Source organism: Methylobacterium sp. P3_A11, assembly GCF_056403155.1.
Genome location: NZ_JBFUGA010000096.1, coordinates 1 through 21,659, shown reverse-complemented (window position 1 = coordinate 21,659; position 21,659 = coordinate 1). Strand labels below are relative to the sequence as shown.

The window sequence follows — 21,659 nt, the reverse complement described above, 5'->3', positions numbered from 1 at the left end:
ACACCATCCACGGCGGGGCCGGCAACGACCACCTCTACGGCGGCAAGGGTGACGACACCGTCTACGGTGGCAAGGGTAACGACACCATCCACGGCGGGGCCGGCAACGACCACCTCTACGGCGGCAAGGGTGACGACACCATCTCCGGCGGCAAGGGCAACGACACCATCCASGGCGGGGCSGGCAACGACCACCTCTACGGCGGCAAGGGTGACGACACCGTCTACGGTGGCAAGGGCAACGACACCATCCAGGGCGGGGCCGGCAACGACCACCTCTACGGCGGCAAGGGTGACGACACCGTCTMCGGCGGCAAGGGCAACGACACCATCCACGGCGGGGCCGGCAACGACCACCTCTACGGCGGCAAGGGTGACGACACCGTCTACGGTGGCAAGGGTAACGACACCATCCACGGCGGGGCCGGCAACGACCACCTCTACGGCGGCAAGGGTGACGACACCGTCTACGGTGGCAAGGGTAACGACACCATCCACGGCGGGGCCGGCAACGACCACCTCTACGGCGGCAAGGGTGACGACACCRTCTCCGGCGGCAAGGGCAACGACRCCATCCACGGCGGGGCCGGCAACGACCACCTTTACGGCGGAAGCGGACCTGCGGACCATGGCCATGAGCAGATGCCGGCTCACCACGACATGGGTGGACACGTCGATGCTCACGTTCCCGATATGGGCATGTTCCACTGAAGTCAGCGATCGGCCAAACTCAACGGCCATAACCCCATGACTGCGTGCCTCGCCGGGTTCACCTGGCGGGGCACGACTTCGTTTGACGGCCGCGCGACCGGGCTTGATGGGATGTTGCAAGTCCGACCGATTCGGCAGTCGCCGGTGTGCATCCCGGTCAGTTCACGGCGCCACTCGCCGCGTGAAGCCTGCCTCCGTGATCTTCGTCACAGCCGGTCGCCGTGCGCGCGGCGATACTCGCCCTCAGAAGTCGAACTGACGGGAGGCAGCCATGAGACGCTCCACCGAACTACGCGTCAAATGCCAGATCTGGCGCGACTTGGATCTTCTCCTCGCACAGCGCGCTGCTCTTGACGCCCTGCCCAAGCGCGGAGCGTCCATCACGAGATCCGCTGCCAACCACTAGGCCGGTTGCGCGATCCGATGAAGCATCGCGCACGCCGAACTGACCGCTTGACGCGGATCGCACGATCGACCGCGCTCAGACCGCGTGGTCCGGCGAGCGGTCATCTACCGGCTATGGTGGCGCCGTGGCCGCGGCTTGCGCCCGGTTCGCGTCACGGTCACCCGAATCACGTTGGACATGACGGGTGGCTTGTGGGGGACGTGGTCTGCATCGGCGAGAACGAGTTGCAGACTGTGCGTGCCGAGCGGCAGCGTGACCAACGCCTCCGTCTGTCCGAGGCCGAAATGCAGGTGCTCGAAATCATTCGGGATCCGGTCATCGAGCGCGTGCAGGGAGGTATCGATCAGCAGATGGTGGTGACCTGTATTGGCCTTGTCGAAACCCGCCGGTGCCACACCCATTCCGGTCAGGCCGAAGCGGATGAGCGTCTTGCGTCCTACGACGTCGCCGTTGCGCGGCTGAACGAAGTACACGCGCGCTCCCGGCGGTGACGGGCGCTGTTGAATGGCACCTCCGCCCGTCGCGGCAGCGGGCTCTGCGGCCTGGGACGCGACCCGGACCTTGATGACCTCGGACGCGACAGGAGGATTATGCGGAATATGGTCCTTATCGGCGAGCAATAATTGAAGCGTGTGCTCGCCTGGCGTCAGCTCGATCTCGGCCTCGGTCTGCCCGGCGCCGAAATGCATGTGGTTGAAGTCATTCGGGATCGGCCGGTCCGCAGCCGGCATCGGCGTGTCGATCAGAAGATGATGGTGTCCGGAGTTCGGGCGATCCAGGCCCGCCGGCGCCACACCCATGTTCCGCAGGCCGAAATGGATCGTCGCCTTGGGCGGAAGGGTGCTGCCGTTCTTGACATCGACGAAGTAGACCGCTGCGCCTGACGGCGATGGCGTTGGGCCGCCTTTGCGCTCCTGCGCCGTTCCGGCGGAGGCGGTCAGCAGCAGAACAAGGGCCGCTCGAGGCAGGCCTGCCGCAATTGATTTCGCCGCATCAATCACATTGCCTCCTGCGCAACGCGCTGATCAGAGCTCACATTTCGATGGAGCGCGATGTCTTTTCGATTCGAGCGGGACGACGCTTGATCCATACAACGGCGTCGCTGGAATGGCAATTGAAACCTATTGATATCTTGTTTTGGGACAATGGCTGAGGAATGAGCGAAACTTCGGAATCGGCGATGATTGCGCTTCGGCCATTTCTACCTAAACTGCAGTTCTCGTTCGTCCGCTCATTGCGTGCAGGTCATCGTTCATGCCGGGACGGATCTATGTTGAGAGCCCTCCGGAGCTGACGCCTCGGGCAGGGTTACGCAGCCGCATCGGTGGAAGCGGCGTGCTGATCTTTCTGGTATTCCTCGCGCTGAGCGAACTGCTTCTGGCTGTGCGGCCAGGGCTGGCCCAGAACCCGATCGGAGCCGGGCGGCGGTTTGCTCTGCTCATCGCCAACAGCCGCTACCCCGATGCCCAGGGTTCCTTGCCGACGATCATGAAGGACGGGCGCCTTCTCGCAGAAGAATTGCGGCGAAGTGATTTCGACGTCGACCTGCGCGAGAACCTGAGGCGAGAGGACGTTCAGGCGGCCTTGGAGGCATTTTATGCCAAGCTCAACGCCGGTGCGGCCGCCTTCGTGTACTTCGGTGGATACGGCATCCAGGTCGAGCGCCAGAGTTACCTGATCCCCGTCAACGCGCAGATCTGGTCCGAGACAGAAGTCCGCCGTGATGGCATCAGCCTCGATGCGATCCTGAGCGAGTTGAACCGTCGCGGCGTGCGCGTGAAGATCGCGGTGGTTGACGCGGCTCGGCAAAATCCCTTCGAGCGCCGATTCCGAGCCTCGTCCGCGGGTTTGGCGCCGGTCGACGCTCCGGAAGGGAGCTTGATCCTTTTCTCGGCCCCGCCGGGAAAGGTGGTGCGCGAGGATGACGGTGATGTCAGCCTGTTCGTGAGTGAACTCGGGAAGGAATTGCGCGCGCCGAACCTCACCGCGGAAGAGGCGTTCACCCATACCCGGATCGGGGTCTCGCGCGCGTCGAAGGCGGAGCGCGTTCCCTGGATCTCCTCGTCCTTGATCGAAGAGTTTCGTTTCGCCGTCGGGCCGGCCAACGCGCCACCGGTGATTGTGCCGGACCGCACCAGCAAGGCCGAGGCGCCTCCAGTCGTGCGTCGTCCGCCGTCCGATCCCGTCGCGCCGCCCCTGTCGGCGCCTTCCACGAAACCGCCCCCGCCGGCCGTCCCGCAGACTGCGGCGGCCTTGCCTGTTCCAGGCCTGCCAGCCCCACCGCCGTCTCAGGCGCCGATGCAGGAGGGCGGTCAGACGGCGGGACAGAGCCTGCGGGATTGCGAGATGTGCCCCGAACTCGTCATCCTGCGGGCGGGGACGTTCGAGATGGGCGCCGGCGCTCAGCCGTTCGACCGTCCCGTCCATCGGGTGACGATCCCGCGCCCATTCGCGATCGCACGCCGGGAGACGACCATCAACGAGTGGCGCAGCTGTGTCGAGGCGGGGGCCTGCAAGTACCGGCCGAAGGTCGTGGACGGGCAGGCCGGCACGCAGCCGATCACGAACGTGAGCTGGTTCGACGCGCAGGAATATGTCGCTTGGCTCAGCGCGCTGACGCGGCGGACCTACCGCCTGCCGAGCGAGGCGGAATGGGAGTACGCCGCGCACGGCGGCACCAGCACGGCCTTCTCCTGGGGGGCTCAGGTCGGCGACAGCAAGGCCAATTGCCGCGAGTGCAGCCGGACTGGCGGCCACGAACTGTCCAGCGTCGCGAGCTTCGCACCGAATGGGTTCGGCCTCTTCGACATGGCGGGCAACGCGGCCGAATGGGTTGAGGATTGCTGGAACGATTCTTACCGAGGCGCTCCGCAGGATGGCACGGCTTGGCTCACCGGAACCTGCAGCCAGCGGGTGCTTCGGGGCGGTTCCTTCGATAGTTCGGCCAGCTATGTGAAGCCTTCGGCGCGTTTCCGGTACGATGCCGATGTCCGGTACTATGCCAACGGGTTCCGGGTGGCGCGCGCTCTGCCGTGACGGCGCGCGGGCTCGCTCACCGTCGGGACGCAGTCCGGCCCGTCATCGGATCACGTGCACGAAGGCTCCTGTGCCATGCGGGTCAGCGCCTTGGCATCGAGGAGCACGATACAGCCCCGGCGCAGGTCGATGTACCCAGCGCGGCGCCAGACCTGCAATTGACGGTTCACGCTCTCGCGCGTGCCGCCCACGAAAGCGCCCAGTTGTTCCTGGGAGATCTGGATCTCGTTGCCGAAATCCTCGGCCAGCACCGCCAGGCGGCGGGCGAGCCGGACTCCCAGCGACAGCGTGGCCAGTTCATTCATCTGGCCGGCGATGTATCGGATCCGGCTGCAAAGGAGACCGATCAACCGGATGGCGACGTCGGGCTCGCGGGTGAGGTAGGCGAGAAGATCGGAACGGCGCAGGACGAAAACCTCGCTCGCCTCGACGGCCACGGCATCGGCCGTGCGCTCGTTTCCGTCGAGAAGGGCAATCTCACCGAACAGGTCGCCGGCCCCAAGGCTGTTGAGCACGATGCGTCGCCCGGCCTCGGTCCCGATTTCGATTCGGATTTCCCCGCGCCTGATTCCGTAGAGCGTGTCACCAGGGTCACCGACCTGGAATAAGATTTCGCCCGCTCGCAGCATGCGCGCCGTCGCCATCTCGGCAAGACAGTCAATCACCTCCGGGCCGAGGTCCGCGAACAGCGGGTTCACGCGCAGAAGCGGACCGAAACCAGAGCCTTTCGACATCACCGCCACCCCAAGAACGAAAGAGCGTCAGATTCTCACGCGAACGCAGGTGATCGCGCAACGGCTTGTTTTCAGTTGCCCATTTTTCCTTGTTCGACCATGCTGGCTATAGAGCATTCGATGGCGATTCACGTCACCTATTGTGGGGACAAGCCGTCCCTGCCAGCCCGGTATTGCGGAGTCTGCCGATGCGGACGGAGGGCGCACTCTCGTCGGCGCCGAGCTTGACTTGGCGAGGCAGCCTGTTCCGCAAATACGTCCTGACGCTCGTAAGTCTCGTCGCCCTGGTTCTGACGATCAACGCGACCGTGGAGACCTGGTTTTTATATCGGGAAACCGTCGAGCGCGTCGCCCGCGTCCAGGCCGCCTTCGCGGTCAGCGCGACGGCGGCCGTCGAAGACACGCTGGCGGAGATCGAGCGACAGGTGGGTTGGGTGACACGGGCAAGCGCGCAGAGCCTCGCCCAACACCGCGAGGATTACGTTGCGCTTCTCGACCAGACACCGATCGTCCTGACGCTCGCCTTTTTCGATGACGAAGGCCGCGAGCGTGTCCGAGCCAGCCGGCCGGACAGCCCTGATCCCATACCATCGGATGATCGTGGGCCAGTCCCGCAGCACAAGGGATTTCAGAACCTCCAGATCGTCGGGGGCGAGATCTACGCAAACCTTCTCCTGCCGCATCCGGGCGCGGGGACGGGCGCCACTCTGGCCCGTGTCCGGCTGACCGCCTTGACGGGGAGCCTCCCGTCCGCGACCGCCGGTGTCGGAAGCTACGTCGACCTCGTCACGCCGGACGGGATCAGCGTGGCCCGCTCCGACAAGAGCCCGCATGCGACGGGCGATCGCCTGACCCTGCCGACACCCGGTTCGGTCGCCTACGTCTCCGATGGCGCGGGACAGCCGATCCTGGCCACGCAATACGCCCTCGCTGCCCTACCCGCCTCGCTCGTCGTCGCGCAGCCCCTGAGCGAAGCGCTGGCGCCTGTGCGCGACCTGCTCATCCGGCTCGTCTGGCTTCTCGCGTTCGGCCTCGTCGTTGCGATCTGCGCCAGTCTCCTTTTGGCCCGCCGCATGCTGGTGCCGATCCGCGCGCTGCATGCCGGGGCCGAGCACTTCGCGGCCAACCGCTTCGAGCACCGCATCGCCGTGCGCACGGGCGACGAGTTTGAGGCGCTGGCGACGCGCTTCAACACCATGGCCGACGCACTCTCGACGTCTTATGCGCGGCTTGAGAGCGAGATCCAGCGACAGACCCGGGATCTCGCCCGCTCCGTCAGCGAATTGCGGRCTCTCGAGGAAACCGGGCGCGCGATCGTCGCCTCCCTTCAGATCGAGGACGTCGTGCGGGCGATTGCTGCGCGGGCCGCGACTCTCGCGGGTTCCGACGCCAGCGCCGTCTACTTGGTCGAGGCACCCGGCGAGACGTTCCGCCGCGCGGGTGACCATGGTCTGCCGCCCAGCGCGGTCAGCGACATACTGCCCGCCAATGCCCTGGACAAAGCCGGCGACGCTGCGGCCGAGGTCATCCAGGTCCGCGACCTGTCCATGATCGGCGGACTTCTCACAGGCGTTGCGGAAGGATTTCAAGCCGCCACGCTCATCAATCTCGCCGACAGCGACGGCCGCCTGGGCTTCCTTCTCCTGCTCGCCCGAGACGCCGCCGCGCCCTTGGGCAGTTCCGAGCATGTCCTGCACACCTTCGCGCATCAGGCTGCTCTCGCGATCCGCAACGCGCGTCTCTTCCAAGAGGTCGACGAGAAAGGCCGACAGCTCGCCGCCGCAGATCTCCACAAGACGCAGTTCTTCGCCAACATGAGCCATGAGCTCCGCACACCATTGAACGCCGTGCTGGGCTATTCGGAGCTCCTGGCCGACGGGCTTTACGGTCCGCTCAGCGAGAGGGCCAGCGAGGCCCTGGAGCGTATTCAGATCAACGGCCGCCACCTGCTGAGCCTGATCAATGACGTTCTCGACTTCACGAAGATCGAGGCTGGCTTGCTCACGCTTGATGTCCAGGATTACGCGCTGGGTGCCTTGATCGAATCCGTAACGGTGGCGGCTTCCTCGCTGGCCCAGGCAAAGGGCCTCGTCCTGAAGACCGACGTCCCGCAGACATTGCCTATCGGACAGGGCGATGAGCGGCGGCTCACGCAAGTGCTCATGAATCTCGTGGGCAACGCCATCAAGTTCACGCAATCCGGCTTCGTAGAGGTGTCTGCGCAAGCCGTCGACGATACCTTCGTCATCAAGGTTTCCGATACCGGACCCGGTATCGCACCAGTCGATCAGGCCCGGATATTCGATGAATTCCAGCAGGTGGACAGCTCGAGCACGCGCCAGCAGGGCGGTACGGGTCTGGGTCTCTCGATCACCCGGCAACTCGTCCTCCTGCATGGCGGCCGGATCGAGGTGCGATCGGAGTTGGGACAGGGTGCGGTGTTTCAGGTGACCCTTCCGATCCGGACGGCTGTCGAGAGGAAGAAGGCCTCATGAAGCGGATACTGATCGTTGAGGATACGGAGGACAATCGGCGCATCCTGCGCGACCTTCTCTCTGCTGCCGGCTATGGCATCGTCGAGGCTCCGGATGGGCAGCGAGGCGTCGAGGTGGCACAAGCCGAGCAGCCCGACCTCATCCTGATGGATATCCAGCTTCCCGTGATGGATGGTTACGAGGCCGCGCGGCGCCTGAAGGCTGATCCGTCGACGCGTCACATCCCGGTCGTTGCCGTGACCTCCTACGCCCTTTCGGGCGACGAGGACCGAGCCCTCGCCGCGGGCTGCGACGGCTATGTCGCCAAGCCGTTCAGCCCGCGCAAGGTCCTGAGCCTCGTTCGCCAGATGCTCGTTGACGTCTGAAGCGGAGCGGAGGCCGTGCCGGCGCATATCCTCGTCGTTGACGACAATCCAGAGAACTTGGAGATCCTGCGCGTCCGCCTGGAGGCGCAGGGTTACGAGGTTGGGCTCGCACCGGACGGCGAAACGGCCCTGGCGCGGGCCGCTGCCCAACCGCCGGACCTTATCCTTCTCGACGTGATGATGCCGCGCCTCAGCGGACTGGATGTTCTGCGTCATCTCAAGACGGATGAGGTTCTGCGCTACGTCCCCGTCGTGCTGCTCACCGCGCGCGTAGAGACGCGCGACGTCGTCGAGGGGCTCGATGCCGGCGCGGATGAGTATTTGACGAAACCTTATGAGCATGCGGCTCTGATGGCGCGGGTCCGCTCGATGCTGCGCCTAAAAGCGCTGACCGACACAGTCCGCGCGCAGGCGCGCGAGCTTGAGGATCAGAAATCGGCGCTCGCCGAGGCAAACCGTGATCTCGAGAGCCAAGTCGCCGTCAAGGCCGCCGAGCTCCAGCGGATCGGCCGATTGCGGCGGTTCCTCTCACCCCAGATCGCCAACCTGGTCGCCGCAGATCGCGACGACCACGCGCTCTTGCAGCCGCACAGGCGCGAGATCACGGTGGTGTTCTGTGACCTGCGCGGCTTCACGGCCTTCACGGATACGGCCGCGCCGGAAGAAGTGGTCGCGGTCCTTCGCGAGTATCATGCGACTGTCGGCCAAGCCGTATTCCAATACGAAGGAACCTTGGAGCACTTCGCCGGCGACGGCATCATGACCTACTTCAATGATCCCTACCCGTGCCCAGAGCACACCGAACGCGCGGTGCGCATGGCCTTTGCTCTCCGCGAACGCGTCGGCAGCCTGTCCCGGCAATGGGAATCGCGCGGCCATTCGATCGGTTTCGGGCTGGGTCTCGCCCGGGGCTACGCGACCCTCGGTCAGTTCGGTTTCGAGGGACGCTTCGAATACGGGGCTCTCGGAAGTGTGACCAATCTGGCTTCCCGCCTCTGCGACGTGGCCCAGGCGGGGCAGATCGTGGTGAGCCGCTCCGTGTTCAGCGCTGTCCAGGCAGTCGCACGAGCGCGCCCACTGGGCGACCTGCCGCTCAAGGGCTTCCTGCGTGAGGTTGCGGCATTCGAGCTCGTGGACTTGTCGGAGGATCGGCCCGACCCCTGACCCGGTTTCAGCAGAGAGTTCCGTTGCCCGTCCAGCCCACAGATAGCCTGCGAGCCTCATGATCGTGGGCGTGTGCGCATATCGCTTATCGCACGCTCCCGATCCGGAAGAGGATCCGCGAAGGATGATCGGCCGCTCAGACGCTCAGAACGCTCTTGCCGAGATGCTCGTTGATCCTCATCCGCGCCAGGACCGGTGCAGCGATCAGGGCTTCGCAATGTGCCGATCACCATCAGAAATTTGCGCCGCCGAACGATCTGACGCCCCATCAGCCCGACTTGAAACCCGCCCCCTGCATCAGCCGGGTCTCGCCTGCCTGCAGGCGAGCCTGCGTTATCAGACCGTCCTGCATGCTCTGAAGGGCGACCGGCAGGGCCGCGGCAACCTCAAACGGCAGGTCCGCAGGTAGTGGTAGGATCCGCCCGCGATCCGCCGCAGCTTACTGTGCCGAGCGACCGGCATCCGAGCCTATCACGCGACTGCCGGGATGGAGGCCGGTCACGGAAGTTCTGACCGTCACCACCTCCCGGCCCATCGCAGCCCCGGATCGCTCCGGCGTCTCCGATCCCATCGTGCTGTTGCCCCTCGGCAACTTCGAGACCGGCGCAGTTAAGGGCTGCCGCCCCGGCCCCGACGAGAACCTCCTCGGGCTTCGGCATCGGGGCGCTGACGTCGGCGATGCTCTGTCCTTCCGGCCCGACGACGATGGCCTTCATCCGGGCATCGGCCGAACTCATGCGGCGATCCTCAGCGAGGACCGCACCGGCGGGCAGACCGTGTAGCGCCGCGACCGCCGGGAGGAGGCGTCGATTTACGTCCACGGGTCCCTCCTGCCGATGTTCCAGACCGTCGGCGCGCGGCATCGGCAACGCTGACTGGCATGCGCCTGATTTGGCTCAGACGCGTGAGTTGAAACCGCTCAATGTAATTCCGCATCGACCGGCCACGATCGGCCTCTGCGTCGTGACTGCAGATTCTGCTCTGTGGTGCTCCTCCAACTGCATGTGAACCGGGTCACAGAAGGTCACGACGAAAAGGATTTTCTTTGCCGAGCCGCCAATAAGGGCTGCTACTGCGGAGAACTTCCATGACATTCAATCGTCCTCTCCTCGCCTTGAGCCTCGCCATTCCGCTGACGCTCTCCGTGACTGGTTCAGCATCCGCCTTCGGCTTCAGCGATCTCAATCCGCTCAAGATCGCGAAAGGCGCCGTGAAGGAAGTCAAGAAAGCCACCAAGACCGTCAGCAAGACGGTCGAGAAGGGCGCAAAGTCTGCTGGCAAGACTGTGGAACGGGGCGCGAAGAGCATTGGTCGCGCCGCTGAAAGCGTCGGCCAGGATGCCATCAAGACCGCGAAGGCTGCGCCGAAAGCGTACATGAACGTCGCTAAGCCCGTCGGGGTAGCGGTTTCAAAGTACTATCACGCGGCTGGAAAGATCATCGAGAATACGCCTTTGAAAGTCTTCAAGCCGCTGGCCGATGACGTGGCCAAGGCCGCGCGCACCAAGGAAGCCAAGATCGGCGCAGCAGTCGGCGTCGGCTTGCTCACCGCCGGCGGCGGAACGGCCGCGCTGCTACACAGTGGCGGGACGGCCGCAGGCGCTGGTGCGATGACTGCCTATTACGGAAAGCAAGTGTACGTCAAAGGTCGCGCCGTCGCCAAAGACTACCGGCAGCATGGGATGAAAAAAGCCAGCGATACGTTCATGACCGCTTACCAGCAGCGACGTAAGGAGGTCAAAGACATGCAGGATTACAGTCGGCGCTGAGATGATTCCGACGCAGCGTGCCCCTCCGAGGAAATCTGAGGGGCACTTTTACTATGTTTTCAATTCAGATAAATCGATTATTTGGAATACGAATGACGATGGCTGAGATCGACAAGATACGGGTGAATAACTACCGCCGATGAATCGGGCACGATGGCACCAACAATGCCGATGGCCCTGTGTAGGGCAGTGACGAAACCATCCACTGGAGCGTCGACGTCTTGCTGATGCGGGCGGTGCAAAAGCCGACGAGTGGAGAAGCTTCTCTTTCGAGAAAAGCTGGAGATGTTTGCCGTGGAAGTCTACGCGGCCGTTCGGCAGTTCGTGTTCATCGAGGGCAACTCTCGGCGTGAGTCGGCTCAGGTATTCGGGCTGAGCCGAGAGACGATCGCCAAGATGTGCCGGTTCTCTCTGCCGCCGGGCTACACGCGAACCAAGCCAGTCGAGAAGCCGAAGCTCGGGTCTCTTCTGCCGGTAATCGCGGCGATCCTGGAAACGGACCGAAGCGCGCCGATCAAGCAGCGGCACACGGCCAAACGGATTTTCGAGCGGCTGCGTGACGAGCACGGCTATGCCGGCGACTACATGGTGGTGAAGGACCACGTGCGGATCTGCCGGGCACAGGGGCGGCAGACTTTCGTGCCGCTCGCCCATCCGCCCGGCCATGCCCAGGTCGATTTCGGCGAGGCGGTGGCCACGATCGGCGGCGTGCGCCGAAAGATCCATTTCCTCTGCATGGACCTGCCGCACTCCGACGCCTGCTTTGTGAAGGCGTATCCCCGGGAGACGACTGAAGCCTTCCTCGACGGGCATGTCGTCGCCTTCGCCTTCTTCGCGGGCGTGCCGCTATCGATCTTGTACGACAACACTAAGATCGCGGTGGCCAAGATCTGCGGCGGCGGACAGCGAGAGCGCACCCGCGCCTTCACCGAGCTGGTGAGCCACTACCTGTTCCGGGATCGCTTCGGGCATCCGGGCACGGGCAACGACAAGGGCAAGGTTGAAGGGCTGGTCAAGTTCGCCCGGTCCAACTTCATGACCCCGCCCCGGAGACCGCCTCGTTCGAGGCGCTGAACGCCGATCTGGAGCGCCGCTGCCGGGCGCGGCAGGACGAGCGCGCTGGTCGGCAAGCTGAGAACATCGGCACGCGGCTCCTGGCCGACCGCGTGGTCCTGCGAGCCCTGCCGGAGATGCTGCTGGAGCCATGCGAGAAGTGGGCGGCGCGCGTCTCCTCGACCGCGCTGGTGCGCTACCACGGCAACGACTACTCGGTGCCCCCGGCCTACGGCTTCCGGGACGTGCTGGTGAAGGGCTTCGTCGACGAGGTCGTGATCCTGTGCGGCGGGATCGAGATCGCCCGGCACACGCGCAGCTACGGCACCGGGATGTTCGTCTCCGATCCGCTGCACTACCTGGCCCTGATCGAGACCAAACCGAACGCCCTGGACCAGGCCGCCGCGCCGCAGGGCTAAGATCTGCCCGAGGTTTTCCCGCTTCTGGAGGCGCGCATGGGCAACCGGGGCAAGCGCGAGTTCATCCAGGTGCTGCGCCTGATGGAGGCGATGCCCCAGACCGTGGTGGCCGCAGCCGCCACTTGGCGACCGTCTTCTGGTTGATCCCGTAGCGCTTCGCCAGCGCCCTCAGGCTCGCTTGATGGAGTGGACGGCCCCTGCACCCCGCGCGGGCGCTCGGTAGAGGGCTGTCGCCGTCCACCTCGTCAGGGAGCATCGACTATGAGCGTCGTCACCGTCGGGATCGATCTGACCAAGAACGTCTTCCAAGGGCACGGCGTCGATACCGAGGGCTGCGTCGTGATAAGGAAGAAGCTTCGGCGGTCGGAGGTTCTCCGGTTTTTCGAGTCCCTCCCGCGTTGCCTCGTCGGTATGGAGGCCTGTGCCACGGCCCATCACTGGGCTCGGATGTTGTCCGAGTTTGGCCACGTGGTGCGGCTGATGCCGCCGGCCTACGTGAAGGCCTACGTTCGTCGCCAGAAGAACGACGCAGCCGACGCACAGGCGATCTGTGAAGCTGTTATGCGACCGACCATGCGCTTCGTTCCGATCAAGAGTGCCGAACGGCAAAGCGTGCTCATGCGACATCGGAGTCGAGAACTCCTGGTCCGTCAACGCACTATGCTGATCAACGCCGTGCGCGGCCACTGCGCCGAGTTCGGCCTCATCGCTCCACAAGGTGCCTTGCGCATGGCCGACCTCGTAGAGCAGATCCGCTCGGCCGACGAGGCCCGCCTCCCGTCGATCGTAGAGTCCGCAGTGCCGCTGATGGTGGCGCAGGTCGAAGCTCGCATGGCACAGATCAATCGCCTCGGACGGGTGCTGCTGGCCTGGCATCGACAGGACGAGGCGAGCCAGCGACTGGCGGGCATTCCCGGCGTCGGGGTGATCACGGCTACCGCTCTGGCGGCCACCGTCACTGATCCGGCCCAATTCCGCTCAGGCCGCGAGTTTGCCGCCTTCCTCGGCCTCGTACCGCGACAGAACTCCTCGGGCGGTAAGGAGCGATGGGGCCGCATTTCCAAAATGGGAGACCGTTACCTCCGCAAGCTTCTGGTCGTGGGAGCGACATCGGTGATCCGCCGGGCTCGCACGAGCACACGCGGCGCCGCGGTATGGATCCAGTCGCTCTTGGAGCGCCGGCCAGCTCGGGTCGTGACCGTCGCCATGGCCAACCACACAGCGCGCATTGCCTGGGCACTGCTGGCACGTGGCGGCGTCTACCACGAGCCAAGCCACGCTTGATCGAATAGCTGCGGGTCCCTCCGCAGCTCTGGACTGGAAGGGTGCACGAGGGTTGATGGTGATCGGAACACGGCCGCAAGCCAGGCACTCCGCAGCATAGTCCGAGCGTCGTACTGGCTCGCTTGAACGGACCTGGTCAGCGGACTCCATCAGGGCCATCGGCGCCGCGCCGACAGGCCGGAAAGATGACCGCACCCGACCGATCGTCAGATCAGCCCGATATCACCCTTGCAGAGCAGGGGCCGTCCAAAGATGACTCTGCTGTATCGCTCGACGGACTGCCGCTGTCGTCGCGGCGCTCCCGTGAAGAACCTGGCCCATAGCGCATCCTTCCACTCCAACGTGAAGAGTGCACCCTCAAACCCTGGATCAAACAACTAGATCCTCGCGGTGCCTCACATGGCCTTGACCTATGAGCAATCCATGGCGGTGATGCGGGTAACTTACCATGCGCGAAGCAGGTGCCCGCCAGCCAACACGATGACGCCGAGGGTCACGATTGAAATGGCCAAATTCTGCGCCGATCCGGACGGACGGTAGGGACGACGCTGACTGGCGCGAGGCCGGAAGGCCACGACCTTCGGATCCGACAGGTGCTGGGTCAGGCTGTCTGGCAGGTTAGGCTTCGTGCGCCTCACTTCAGATAGCCCTTCGTTTTCAGGTGCGCGTTGGTTTGAGACATCATGTGGCAGACCGCCGCGCTTAGTCTAGGCGGCTTCTAGCCCGCTTGGTTCCGCAGTGGTTCCTGGAGCGACCAGAAACGACAAAGGCCGCGGAGGTGCGGCCTTGCAAGTCAATCAGATGGTTGGGAAAAACTGGAGCGGGCGAAGGGGTTCGAACCCTCGACACCAACCTTGGCAAGGTTGGTGTTTCGGTTGTGATCAGCTGTTGATAATGAGAGAGCCGCTGTGCCGGCATTCGGCTCATCGTCGACGTGCAAGCTTAAGTCGCGGCATCCTGGTCGTGTGAACGTTCGGCCTGCCCACTACTAACTGGACGGCCTCGCGGGACGTTCGTCTAGGGTCAATGCCGCTTTGTGCGTCACGACAGTAGCCCTTCACTCGCCAAGCGCGTGCAAGCTGCAGCCACACCCGCTGTCGAGATCGAGCTATGTGAGACGTCAGTGTGAGCCGCGCCAGCAATTTCCGCTACGTGGTTAAGTTTGCTGGCGCGCCCTACGGGAATCGAACCCGTGTTTTCGCCGTGAAAGGGCGACGTCCTGGACCGCTAGACGAAGGGCGCACTGGCTGGGCCGAGGTTCTATAGTCGGACCGGAGACGCCCGGCAACCGTTCATGCGCGGCACTGGTGCCACAGGGCTCAGGTTTGACCGCGCGCCGGCTTGGGGCGATGGAGGGCCATGCCTCAACATTCCCCTCGCATGACCCTCGTCCTCGGCGGGGCGCGGTCCGGCAAAAGCGCCTACGCGGAGGGGGTGATCGAAGCCTGCCCCGGCCCGTGGCTCTATCTCGCCACCGCGCAGGCCTTCGACGACGAGATGGTCGCGCGCATCGCCCAGCACCGCGCGCGGCGCGGCGGCGCCTGGCGCACCCGCGACGTGCCGCTCGCCCTGCCGGAGGCGGTCGCCGCGGCCGATGGACCGGTCCTGGTCGACTGCCTCACGCTCTGGCTCACCAACCTGATCCTGACGGAGGCCGACGTGGCGGAGGCGACGGCGCGGCTCCGCGCCGCCTGCGCCACCGTCCCGGGCCCGCTCGTGCTGGTCGGCAACGAGGTCGGGCTCGGGATCGTCCCCGACAACGCCCTCGCCCGGCGCTTCCGCGACGCCGCCGGCCGCCTCCACCAGCAGCTCGCCGCGCAGGCCGACCGGGTCGTGCTCACCGTGGCCGGCCTGCCGCTGGTCGTGAAGCCGCAGGCCCCTCAGACGCAAGCCCCCGCGAAAGGAGCCCCCGCATGAGCGACGACGCCGCGCGCCACCGCGAGAAGATGGAGAAGCGCAAGGCCGTCCAGGACGCCGAGGTGGCCGCCAAGACCCTCGAGAAGGGTCTCCTCCTCGTCCATACCGGCCCCGGCAAGGGCAAGAGCACGGCGGCTCTGGGGCTGATGCTGCGGGCGCTCGGCCGCGGCTGGCGGGTCGGCATGGTGCAGTTCATCAAGGGCGGCTGGGACACCGGCGAGCGCCACGCCGTGGCGGCCTTCGGCGACCGGGTCGTGTGGCACACCCTGGGCGAGGGGTTCACCTGGGAGACGCAGGACAAGGCCCGGGACATCGCCGCCTGCCGCCACGCCTGGGAGGTCGCCGCGGGCCTGATGGCCGACCCCACGATCCGCCTGCTCGTCCTCGACGAACTGAACATCGCGCTGCGCTACGAGTACCTCGACCTCGATGCCGTCGTCTCCGCCCTTCGCGCGCGCCGGCCGGACCTGCACGTCGTGGTCACCGGCCGCAACGCCAAGCCGGCCCTGATCGAGGCCGCCGACCTCGTCACCGAGATGGGCAGCGTGAAGCACCACTTCGCCGCCGGCGTGAAGGCGCAGGAAGGGATCGAGTTCTGAGCCCGAAGCGGACAAAGGCCCTGATGATCCAGGGCACCGGCTCCGACGTCGGCAAGTCGCTGATCGTGGCGGGGCTGGCGCGCGCCTTCACGGAGCGGGGCCTGAGGGTCCGGCCGTTCAAGCCGCAGAACATGTCGAACAACGCCGCCGTCACCGCGGACGGCGGCGAGATCGGCCGGGCGCAGGCGCTCCAGGCCCGGGCCGCCCGGGTGGCGCCCTCCGTGCACATGAACCCGGTCCTGCTGAAGCCGCAGAGCGAGGTCGGCGCCCAGGTGGTGGTGCAGGGAAGGATGGTCGCCACCGTGAAGGCGCGCGACTACCAGGCCTGGAAACCCCGGCTGATGTCCGCCGTGCTGGACAGTTTCGCGCAGCTCTCCGCGGAGGCCGATCTGGTGCTGGTGGAGGGCGCGGGCTCGGCCTCCGAGGTCAACCTGCGCGCGGGCGACATCGCCAATATGGGCTTCGCCCGGGCCACCGACACGCCGGTGGTGCTGGTCGGCGACATCGACCGGGGCGGGGTGATCGCGAGCCTCGTCGGCACGAAGGCGGTGATCGACCCGGAGGATGCCGCCCTGATCGCCGGCTTCCTCGTCAACCGGTTCCGCGGCGACCCGAGCCTGTTCGCCGACGGGATGCGGCTGATCGCCGAGCGCACCGGCTGGGCGGCGCTCGGCCTCGTGCCGCACTTCCCCGGCGCCGCGCGCCTGCCGGCCGAGGACGTGCTGGGGCTCGCCGGCTCGGAGGCGCGCGGGACGGGAGCCGTCACGGTGGCGGTGCCGGTGCTGCCGCGCATCGCCAATTTCGACGATCTCGACCCGTTGCGGGCGGAGCCCGGAATCTCCGTGGTCCTGGTCCGGCCAGGCACGCCGATTCCCTCCGAGGCCGCCCTCGTGCTGCTGCCGGGCTCCAAGACCACGATCGACGACTTGGAGCAGTTCCGCGCCGAGGGCTGGGACATCGACCTGCGCGCCCATGTCCGCCGGGGCGGGCGGGTGCTCGGCCTGTGCGGCGGCTACCAGATGCTGGGCAACAGCCTCGCCGACCCCCACGGGATCGAGGGCGCCCCCCGGACGGTGCCGGGCCTCGGGCTCCTCGCCGTCGACACCGTCATGACCCCCGAGAAGCGGCTCGCGGCGGTCACCGGCGCGAGCCTGCCGGACGGCGTTCCGTTCTCCGGCTACGAGATGCATATCGGCGCGACGGAGGGCCCCGACGCCGCCCGGCCGCTCCTGCGGCTCGCCGACGGGCGCCTGGACGGGGCGGTCTCGGCGGACGGGCGCGTGGCCGGGACCTACGTGCACGGCCTGTTCGCCCACGATGCCCAGCGGGCGGCGTGGCTGGCGCGCCTCGGGACGGTCTCGGAAGGCGCGGGCTACGAGGCCGGCGTCGAGGCGGCCCTCGACGGTCTCGCGCGACACATCGCGGCCCATGTCGACTGCGACCGCCTCCTGGCGCTTGCCCGGTAGGCCGCGACCGCACCAGGACTGACTCCGCGGAAGGCCGGTCCTCGCCACGAACGGCCGCGCGTGCCCGGAGGAACGCCCCATGCCGCCCACGCAATCCCCAGTCGGGGAAGATCTCGCCCCCGTCGAGGCGGATCTCGCCGCGAGCACCGTCCGCACCGTGACCCTGCGGCTGATGCCGCTCCTCGGCCTGCTCTACCTGATCGCCTATATCGACCGGCAGAACGTCTCCTACGCCAAGCTGGAGATGGTCGGCAGCCTCGGCCTCTCCGAGACCGCCTACGGGCTCGGGGCCTCGCTGTTCTTCCTCGGCTACTTCCTGTTCGAGGTGCCCGCCAACGTCTTCCTGGAGCGGGTCGGCGCGCGGGTCTGGTTCGCCCGGATCATGATCACCTGGGGGATCGTCACGGTGCTCCTCGGCTTCACCCAGGGCACGGCGATGTTCTACGCGCTGCGCTTCCTGCTCGGGGTCGCGGAGGCCGGCTTCTTCCCCGGCGTGCTGTTCGCCCTGACCCTGTGGTTCCCGCAAGGACACCGGGCGCGGATGATCGGCTGGTTCATGATCGCGAGCGCGGTGGCCAACGCGGTCGGCGCGGCGGTCGGCGGCGCGCTGCTCGGCCTCGACGGGGCGCTCGGCCTCCAGGGCTGGCAATGGGTGTTCCTGGCCACCGGCGTGCCGGCGATCCTGATGGCCGCGGTGGTGCTGGTCGTCCTGCCGGATGGCCCCGAGACCGCGCCCTGGCTGTCGCAGGCCCAGCGCGACTGGCTCGCCCGGACGCTGCGGGCCGAGCGCGAGGATGGCGGCCATGTCGACCACGGCAACCCGTTCGCCGCGCTCCTCGACCGGCGGGTGCTGATGCTGGCCGGCGTCTACGTCTCCCTGCCGCTCGCCGCCTACGGCCTCGGCTACTGGCTCCCCACCGTGGTGAAGGGATTCGGCGTCTCGAACCTCACCAACGGCTTCCTCAACATCATCCCCTGGATGGTCACGGCCTTCGCGCTCTGGTGGGTGCCGCGCCACGCCGCCCGCACGGGGGCGCAGGGCAACGCCCTGACCTGGCACGTGGTCGGGCCGGCGCTGGTCGGGGCGGCGGGCCTGGCGCTCTCCGTCGTCCTGCCGGGCAACGCCGTGAAGTTCGCCTGCCTGTGCGTGGCCGCGGCCGGGACCTTCGCGGCCCAGCCGGTCTTCTGGTCGATGCCCGGGACCTTCCTGCGCGGCGCCTCGGCGGCGGCCGGGATCGCGGCGATCAACTCGGTGGGCAATCTCGGCGGCTTCGTCGCCCAGAACGCCGTGCCGTTCATCCGCGACCAGACCCAGAGCGACCTCGTCCCGATGCTGTTCCTGGCCGCCTGCCTGGCCCTGGGCGCCGGGCTGATGTTCGTGGTGCTCTCCGCCCTGCGCCGGGACGCGGCCCGGCGCGCCGGGCCAGCGGCGGTGCGGGCGGCCTGAACACGGGCCGGACTCGTGCGTTATCCTTCCTCAAGCCGGCGTGACCGGCAGGATGATGCAGACCCGCAAGCCCGCGGGCCATCGTCGAGGAGGGCACCGCGATGAGTCAGGGATTTCCGCTCATGATCCTCGCCTTCGGGACGCTCGGCGGCATCTGGTTCCTGGCCGCAGCGGCCCGGAAGCAGGTCGCCGACCTGAAGGGCAATCCCGAGCGTTCCAGCGTGATCCAGCACCACGGCGGCGCCCCGCGCCCGAACATGCCGGGCACCGAGCACTGAGGCGCCGTCAGCCGGCGGCGATCCGCCGGCAATGGTCGAGGGCGGCGCCGATCAGGTTGTCGCTGGCCTCGGGCGTCCGGAACGCCGAATGCGCCGAGAGGGTGACGTTGGGCAGGGACGCCAGCGGGTGGTCCGCCGGAAGGGGCTCGACGGTGAACACGTCGAGCCCGGCCCGCGCCACGTGGCCGGTGCGCAGGGCCGCGACCAGGGCGTCCTCGTCGAGCACCGCCCCCCGGGCGGTGTTGATCAGCATCGCGCCGGGCTTCATGGCGGCGATCCGCGCGGCCGACAGGAAGCTGCGGGTCGAGTCGGTCAGGAGCAGGTGGAGCGAGACCACGTCGCTCTCGGCGAGCAGCGGCTCGAGCGGGACGAAGTCGACGCCGGGATGGGCCTTCGGGGTCCGGTTCCAGGCGAGCACCCGCATGCCCGCGCCGCGGCACAGCCGCGCCATCTCGGCCGCGATCCCGCCGAACCCGACGAGGCCGACGGTCTTGCCGGTGAGCTGGATCCCCTCGGTGCGCAGCCAGGATCCGGCGCGCATCGCCCGGTCCATCTCGGGCAGGCCGCGGGCGGCGGCCCACATCAGCGCGAAGGCGCATTCGGCCACCGCCGTGTCGCCGTAGCCCTTGATGGTGTGGACCGTGATGCCGCACGCGGCCGCGAGGGCCTCCGGGTCCATGTAGCTGCGGGCGCCGGTGCCGAGGAACACCACGTGCTTCAGGCCACCGCAGGCCCGGGCCACGTCGCCGGGGAGGGAGGTGTGGTCGATCACCGCGATCTCCGCCCCGGCCAGGATGCCGGGCAGGTCCGCCGGGGTGATGCCGGGATCGGCGTGGATCGCGAAGGGCGGATCGTCCGGCCGCAGCAGCCGCCGGGCCACCGCCGCCAGGGTCTCGTTGGCATCCACGAACACCGCGCGCATCGGGGTCTCCCTGTCCGATCCCGTCACGATGCGCCGGGCGCGCGGGCCGTGCCAAGGCCCGAGCGGCCGCTTGCGAGCGGGTCAGCCCGCCAGCGCCAGGGACACGGCGAGCAGCCCCAGCACGAGCCCACCCTGAAGCCAGCAGGCGGTCCGGTAGAGCGCCAGCGCCCGGGCGATGTCGTCGGCGGTCGCCTCCGCGCGGCCGTCGCCCATATGGGCGTCCGGGACGAGGGTGCCGTCATAGACCCGCGGTCCCGCGAGTCGCAGGCCGAGTGCCCCGGCCATGGCGGATTCGGGCCAGCCGGCATTGGGCGAGCGGTGGCGGCGCGCGTCCCGGGCCATCGCCTGGAAGGCCCCGCCCGCGTCGGCGCCGCGCAGGGCGGCCGCCAAGGCAAGCAGCAGGCCCGCGAGCCGCGAGGCCGGCAAGTTCACCCCGTCGTCGAGCCGGGCCGCCGCCCAGCCGAACGCTTCGTAGCGCGGGGTCCGGTGGCCGATCATGCTGTCGGCGGTGTTGATCGCCTTGTAGAGCGCACCGCCCGGCAGGCCGAGGCAGCCGATCCAGAAGGCCGGCGCCACGATCCCGTCGGAGAAGTTTTCCGCAAGGCTCTCGATCGCGGCGCGGCAGACCGCCGGTTCGTCGAGGCGCTCGGGGTCGCGCCCGACGATCATCGCCACCGCCCGGCGCCCGGCCTGCAGGCCGCCGGTGCGCAGGGCCGTCTCCACGGCGGCGACGTGCTGGTGGAGGCTGCGCTGCGCCGGCAGGCTCGCGCAGATCAGGCCGAGGAGGAGCAGGGCGGGGAGGGGGCCGGTCAAGCCGGCGAGCCCGGTCAGCGCCCAGGCCACCGCGCCCACACCGGCGAGCAGCAGCGCCAGCGCGCCGCAGCCGGCGATCCGCCGCCGGCGGTCCGAGCCGCGGTTGAGCCCGCGCTCCAGGGCGGCGATCAGCCGGCCGATCCAGGTGACAGGGTGGCCGACGGCCCTGTAGAGCGCGTCCGGATAGCCGGCCGCCGCCTCGATCCCGAGGGCGAGGATGAGGACGGCGAGCGTGTCGGCAAACGTACCGGGCAGATGGACCATTCGGTGTGGAGCGTTCCCGCGGGTGAGGTCGCCCCGATCGCCCATGGCGGCGATCTCGGCGGACTCCGACAAGCCTTTCCCGACGCGCCGGAGCCCTGGCTCGACCTCTCGACGGGGATCAACCCGGTCCCGTACCCCGTGCCGCCGGTGGAGGCCAGCGCCTGGACCCGGCTGCCCGAGGCGGCCGAGGTTCACGCCCTCCGGGCGGCCGCCGCCGCGGCCTACGGGGCACCGGATGCCGATCACGTCGTGCCCGCGCCCGGCACCCAGATCCTGATCGAGACCCTGCCCCGGCTCCTGGCGCCGACCCGGGTGGCGGTCGTCGGCCCCACCTATGCCGAGCACGCCGCCGCCTGGGCGCGGGCCGGGCACGCGGTCGCGGCGGTTTCGAGTCTCGATGCCCTCGGCGACGCCCGGGTCGCGGTGGTCGTCGATCCCAACAACCCCGACGGGCGGACCCATCCCCTCGCCGAGCGCCGCGCCCGCGCCGCGGCGCTCGCCGCCCGCGGCGGCCTGCTG

18 protein-coding genes, 1 tRNA gene and 2 pseudogenes are annotated in these 21,659 nt (G+C 67.6%); 15 read left to right on the top strand and 6 right to left on the bottom strand.

Annotation, left to right across the window (positions count from 1 at the left end):
• Positions 1-710 (top strand): calcium-binding protein (locus AC1DXK_RS24105; protein WP_477299335.1); only part of this gene is annotated, 710 nt, incomplete at its 5' end.
• Between the two features lie 510 nt (positions 711-1,220).
• On the opposite strand, the gene AC1DXK_RS24100 is transcribed toward AC1DXK_RS24105, so the two are convergent.
• Entirely contained in the window at positions 1,221-2,117 is an 897-nt protein-coding gene (locus tag AC1DXK_RS24100; RefSeq protein ID WP_457108162.1) for a DUF4399 domain-containing protein, read from the bottom strand.
• Between the two features lie 334 nt (positions 2,118-2,451).
• Between AC1DXK_RS24100 and AC1DXK_RS24095 the strand changes: the two genes are divergently transcribed.
• Complete coding sequence (locus tag AC1DXK_RS24095) at positions 2,452-4,152, top strand: SUMF1/EgtB/PvdO family nonheme iron enzyme (protein ID WP_457108161.1); 1,701 nt, start codon at positions 2,452-2,454, stop codon at positions 4,150-4,152.
• Positions 4,153-4,202: 50 nt separating this feature from the next.
• On the opposite strand, the gene AC1DXK_RS24090 is transcribed toward AC1DXK_RS24095, so the two are convergent.
• Positions 4,203-4,886 carry a Crp/Fnr family transcriptional regulator gene (locus AC1DXK_RS24090; RefSeq protein WP_457108160.1) on the bottom strand — a complete coding sequence of 228 codons (684 nt, stop codon included), beginning with the start codon at positions 4,884-4,886 and terminating at the stop codon, positions 4,203-4,205.
• 188 nt (positions 4,887-5,074) lie between these two features.
• Here AC1DXK_RS24090 and AC1DXK_RS24085 point away from each other — a divergent pair, with 188 nt between their 5' ends.
• The 6 genes and pseudogenes from AC1DXK_RS24085 to istA form a co-directional block, all read left to right on the top strand.
• The gene (locus tag AC1DXK_RS24085) at positions 5,075-7,381 is read left to right on the top strand and encodes a sensor histidine kinase (protein WP_477299334.1); all 2,307 of its coding nucleotides are present in this window, start codon (positions 5,075-5,077) and stop codon (positions 7,379-7,381) included.
• Positions 7,378-7,746, top strand: a complete 369-nt coding sequence (locus AC1DXK_RS24080) for a response regulator (protein WP_091777687.1) — start codon at positions 7,378-7,380, stop codon at positions 7,744-7,746. Before AC1DXK_RS24085 ends, AC1DXK_RS24080 begins: the two co-directional genes overlap by 4 nt.
• Positions 7,747-7,761: 15 nt before the next feature.
• Positions 7,762-8,910 carry an adenylate/guanylate cyclase domain-containing protein gene (locus tag AC1DXK_RS24075; RefSeq protein WP_457108158.1) on the top strand — a complete coding sequence of 383 codons (1,149 nt, stop codon included), beginning with the start codon at positions 7,762-7,764 and terminating at the stop codon, positions 8,908-8,910.
• Positions 8,911-9,482: 572 nt separating this feature from the next.
• Entirely contained in the window at positions 9,483-9,692 is a 210-nt protein-coding gene (locus tag AC1DXK_RS24070; RefSeq protein WP_457108157.1) for a hypothetical protein, read from the top strand.
• 305 nt (positions 9,693-9,997) lie between these two features.
• Positions 9,998-10,678 carry a hypothetical protein gene (locus AC1DXK_RS24065; RefSeq protein ID WP_457108156.1) on the top strand — a complete coding sequence of 227 codons (681 nt, stop codon included), beginning with the start codon at positions 9,998-10,000 and terminating at the stop codon, positions 10,676-10,678.
• A gap of 285 nt (positions 10,679-10,963) precedes the next feature.
• Positions 10,964-12,273, top strand: a pseudogene (istA, locus tag AC1DXK_RS24060) (IS21 family transposase); the annotation flags it as partial.
• On the opposite strand, the pseudogene AC1DXK_RS24055 reads toward istA, so the two are convergent.
• A pseudogene (locus AC1DXK_RS24055) lies at positions 12,227-12,331 on the bottom strand (IS481 family transposase); the annotation flags it as partial. The pseudogenes istA and AC1DXK_RS24055 overlap by 47 nt on opposite strands.
• An 80-nt stretch (positions 12,332-12,411) precedes the next feature.
• Between AC1DXK_RS24055 and AC1DXK_RS24050 the strand changes: the two are divergent.
• A complete protein-coding gene (locus AC1DXK_RS24050) occupies positions 12,412-13,434 on the top strand; it encodes an IS110 family RNA-guided transposase (protein WP_477299333.1) in 1,023 nt (340 codons plus the stop codon).
• A 1,166-nt stretch (positions 13,435-14,600) separates the two neighbouring features.
• Here the strand turns inward: AC1DXK_RS24050 and AC1DXK_RS24045 are convergent.
• Positions 14,601-14,676 (bottom strand) — tRNA-Glu (locus AC1DXK_RS24045).
• A gap of 138 nt (positions 14,677-14,814) precedes the next feature.
• Here AC1DXK_RS24045 and cobU point away from each other — a divergent pair.
• The 5 genes from cobU (at position 14,815) to AC1DXK_RS24020 (ending at position 19,141) form a co-directional block, all read left to right on the top strand.
• Positions 14,815-15,351, top strand: a complete 537-nt coding sequence (cobU, locus tag AC1DXK_RS24040) for a bifunctional adenosylcobinamide kinase/adenosylcobinamide-phosphate guanylyltransferase (RefSeq protein ID WP_457108154.1) — start codon at positions 14,815-14,817, stop codon at positions 15,349-15,351.
• Positions 15,348-15,950 carry a cob(I)yrinic acid a,c-diamide adenosyltransferase gene (gene cobO / locus AC1DXK_RS24035; protein WP_457108153.1) on the top strand — a complete coding sequence of 201 codons (603 nt, stop codon included), beginning with the start codon at positions 15,348-15,350 and terminating at the stop codon, positions 15,948-15,950. The genes cobU and cobO overlap by 4 nt, the downstream gene beginning before the upstream one ends.
• A 23-nt stretch (positions 15,951-15,973) precedes the next feature.
• Entirely contained in the window at positions 15,974-17,416 is a 1,443-nt protein-coding gene (locus AC1DXK_RS24030; RefSeq protein WP_457108152.1) for a cobyric acid synthase, read from the top strand.
• Between the two features lie 79 nt (positions 17,417-17,495).
• Positions 17,496-18,863 carry an MFS transporter gene (locus tag AC1DXK_RS24025; protein WP_457108151.1) on the top strand — a complete coding sequence of 456 codons (1,368 nt, stop codon included), beginning with the start codon at positions 17,496-17,498 and terminating at the stop codon, positions 18,861-18,863.
• A 101-nt stretch (positions 18,864-18,964) separates the two neighbouring features.
• The gene (locus AC1DXK_RS24020) at positions 18,965-19,141 is read left to right on the top strand and encodes a hypothetical protein (protein ID WP_457108150.1); all 177 of its coding nucleotides are present in this window, start codon (positions 18,965-18,967) and stop codon (positions 19,139-19,141) included.
• A 7-nt stretch (positions 19,142-19,148) separates the two neighbouring features.
• Here the strand turns inward: AC1DXK_RS24020 and AC1DXK_RS24015 are convergent, their stop codons facing one another.
• Together AC1DXK_RS24015 and cbiB are read right to left on the bottom strand one after the other, a co-directional pair.
• Positions 19,149-20,063 carry an NAD(P)-dependent oxidoreductase gene (locus tag AC1DXK_RS24015; RefSeq protein WP_457108149.1) on the bottom strand — a complete coding sequence of 305 codons (915 nt, stop codon included), beginning with the start codon at positions 20,061-20,063 and terminating at the stop codon, positions 19,149-19,151.
• 81 nt (positions 20,064-20,144) lie between these two features.
• Entirely contained in the window at positions 20,145-21,140 is a 996-nt protein-coding gene (gene cbiB, locus AC1DXK_RS24010) for an adenosylcobinamide-phosphate synthase CbiB (protein ID WP_457108148.1), read from the bottom strand.
• On the opposite strand from cbiB, the gene AC1DXK_RS24005 reads away from it, so the two are divergent.
• Positions 21,132-21,659: aminotransferase class I/II-fold pyridoxal phosphate-dependent enzyme (locus AC1DXK_RS24005; protein WP_477299332.1), on the top strand; the 528-nt coding region annotated here is incomplete at its 3' end. The two genes, cbiB and AC1DXK_RS24005, sit on opposite strands and share 9 nt — an antisense overlap.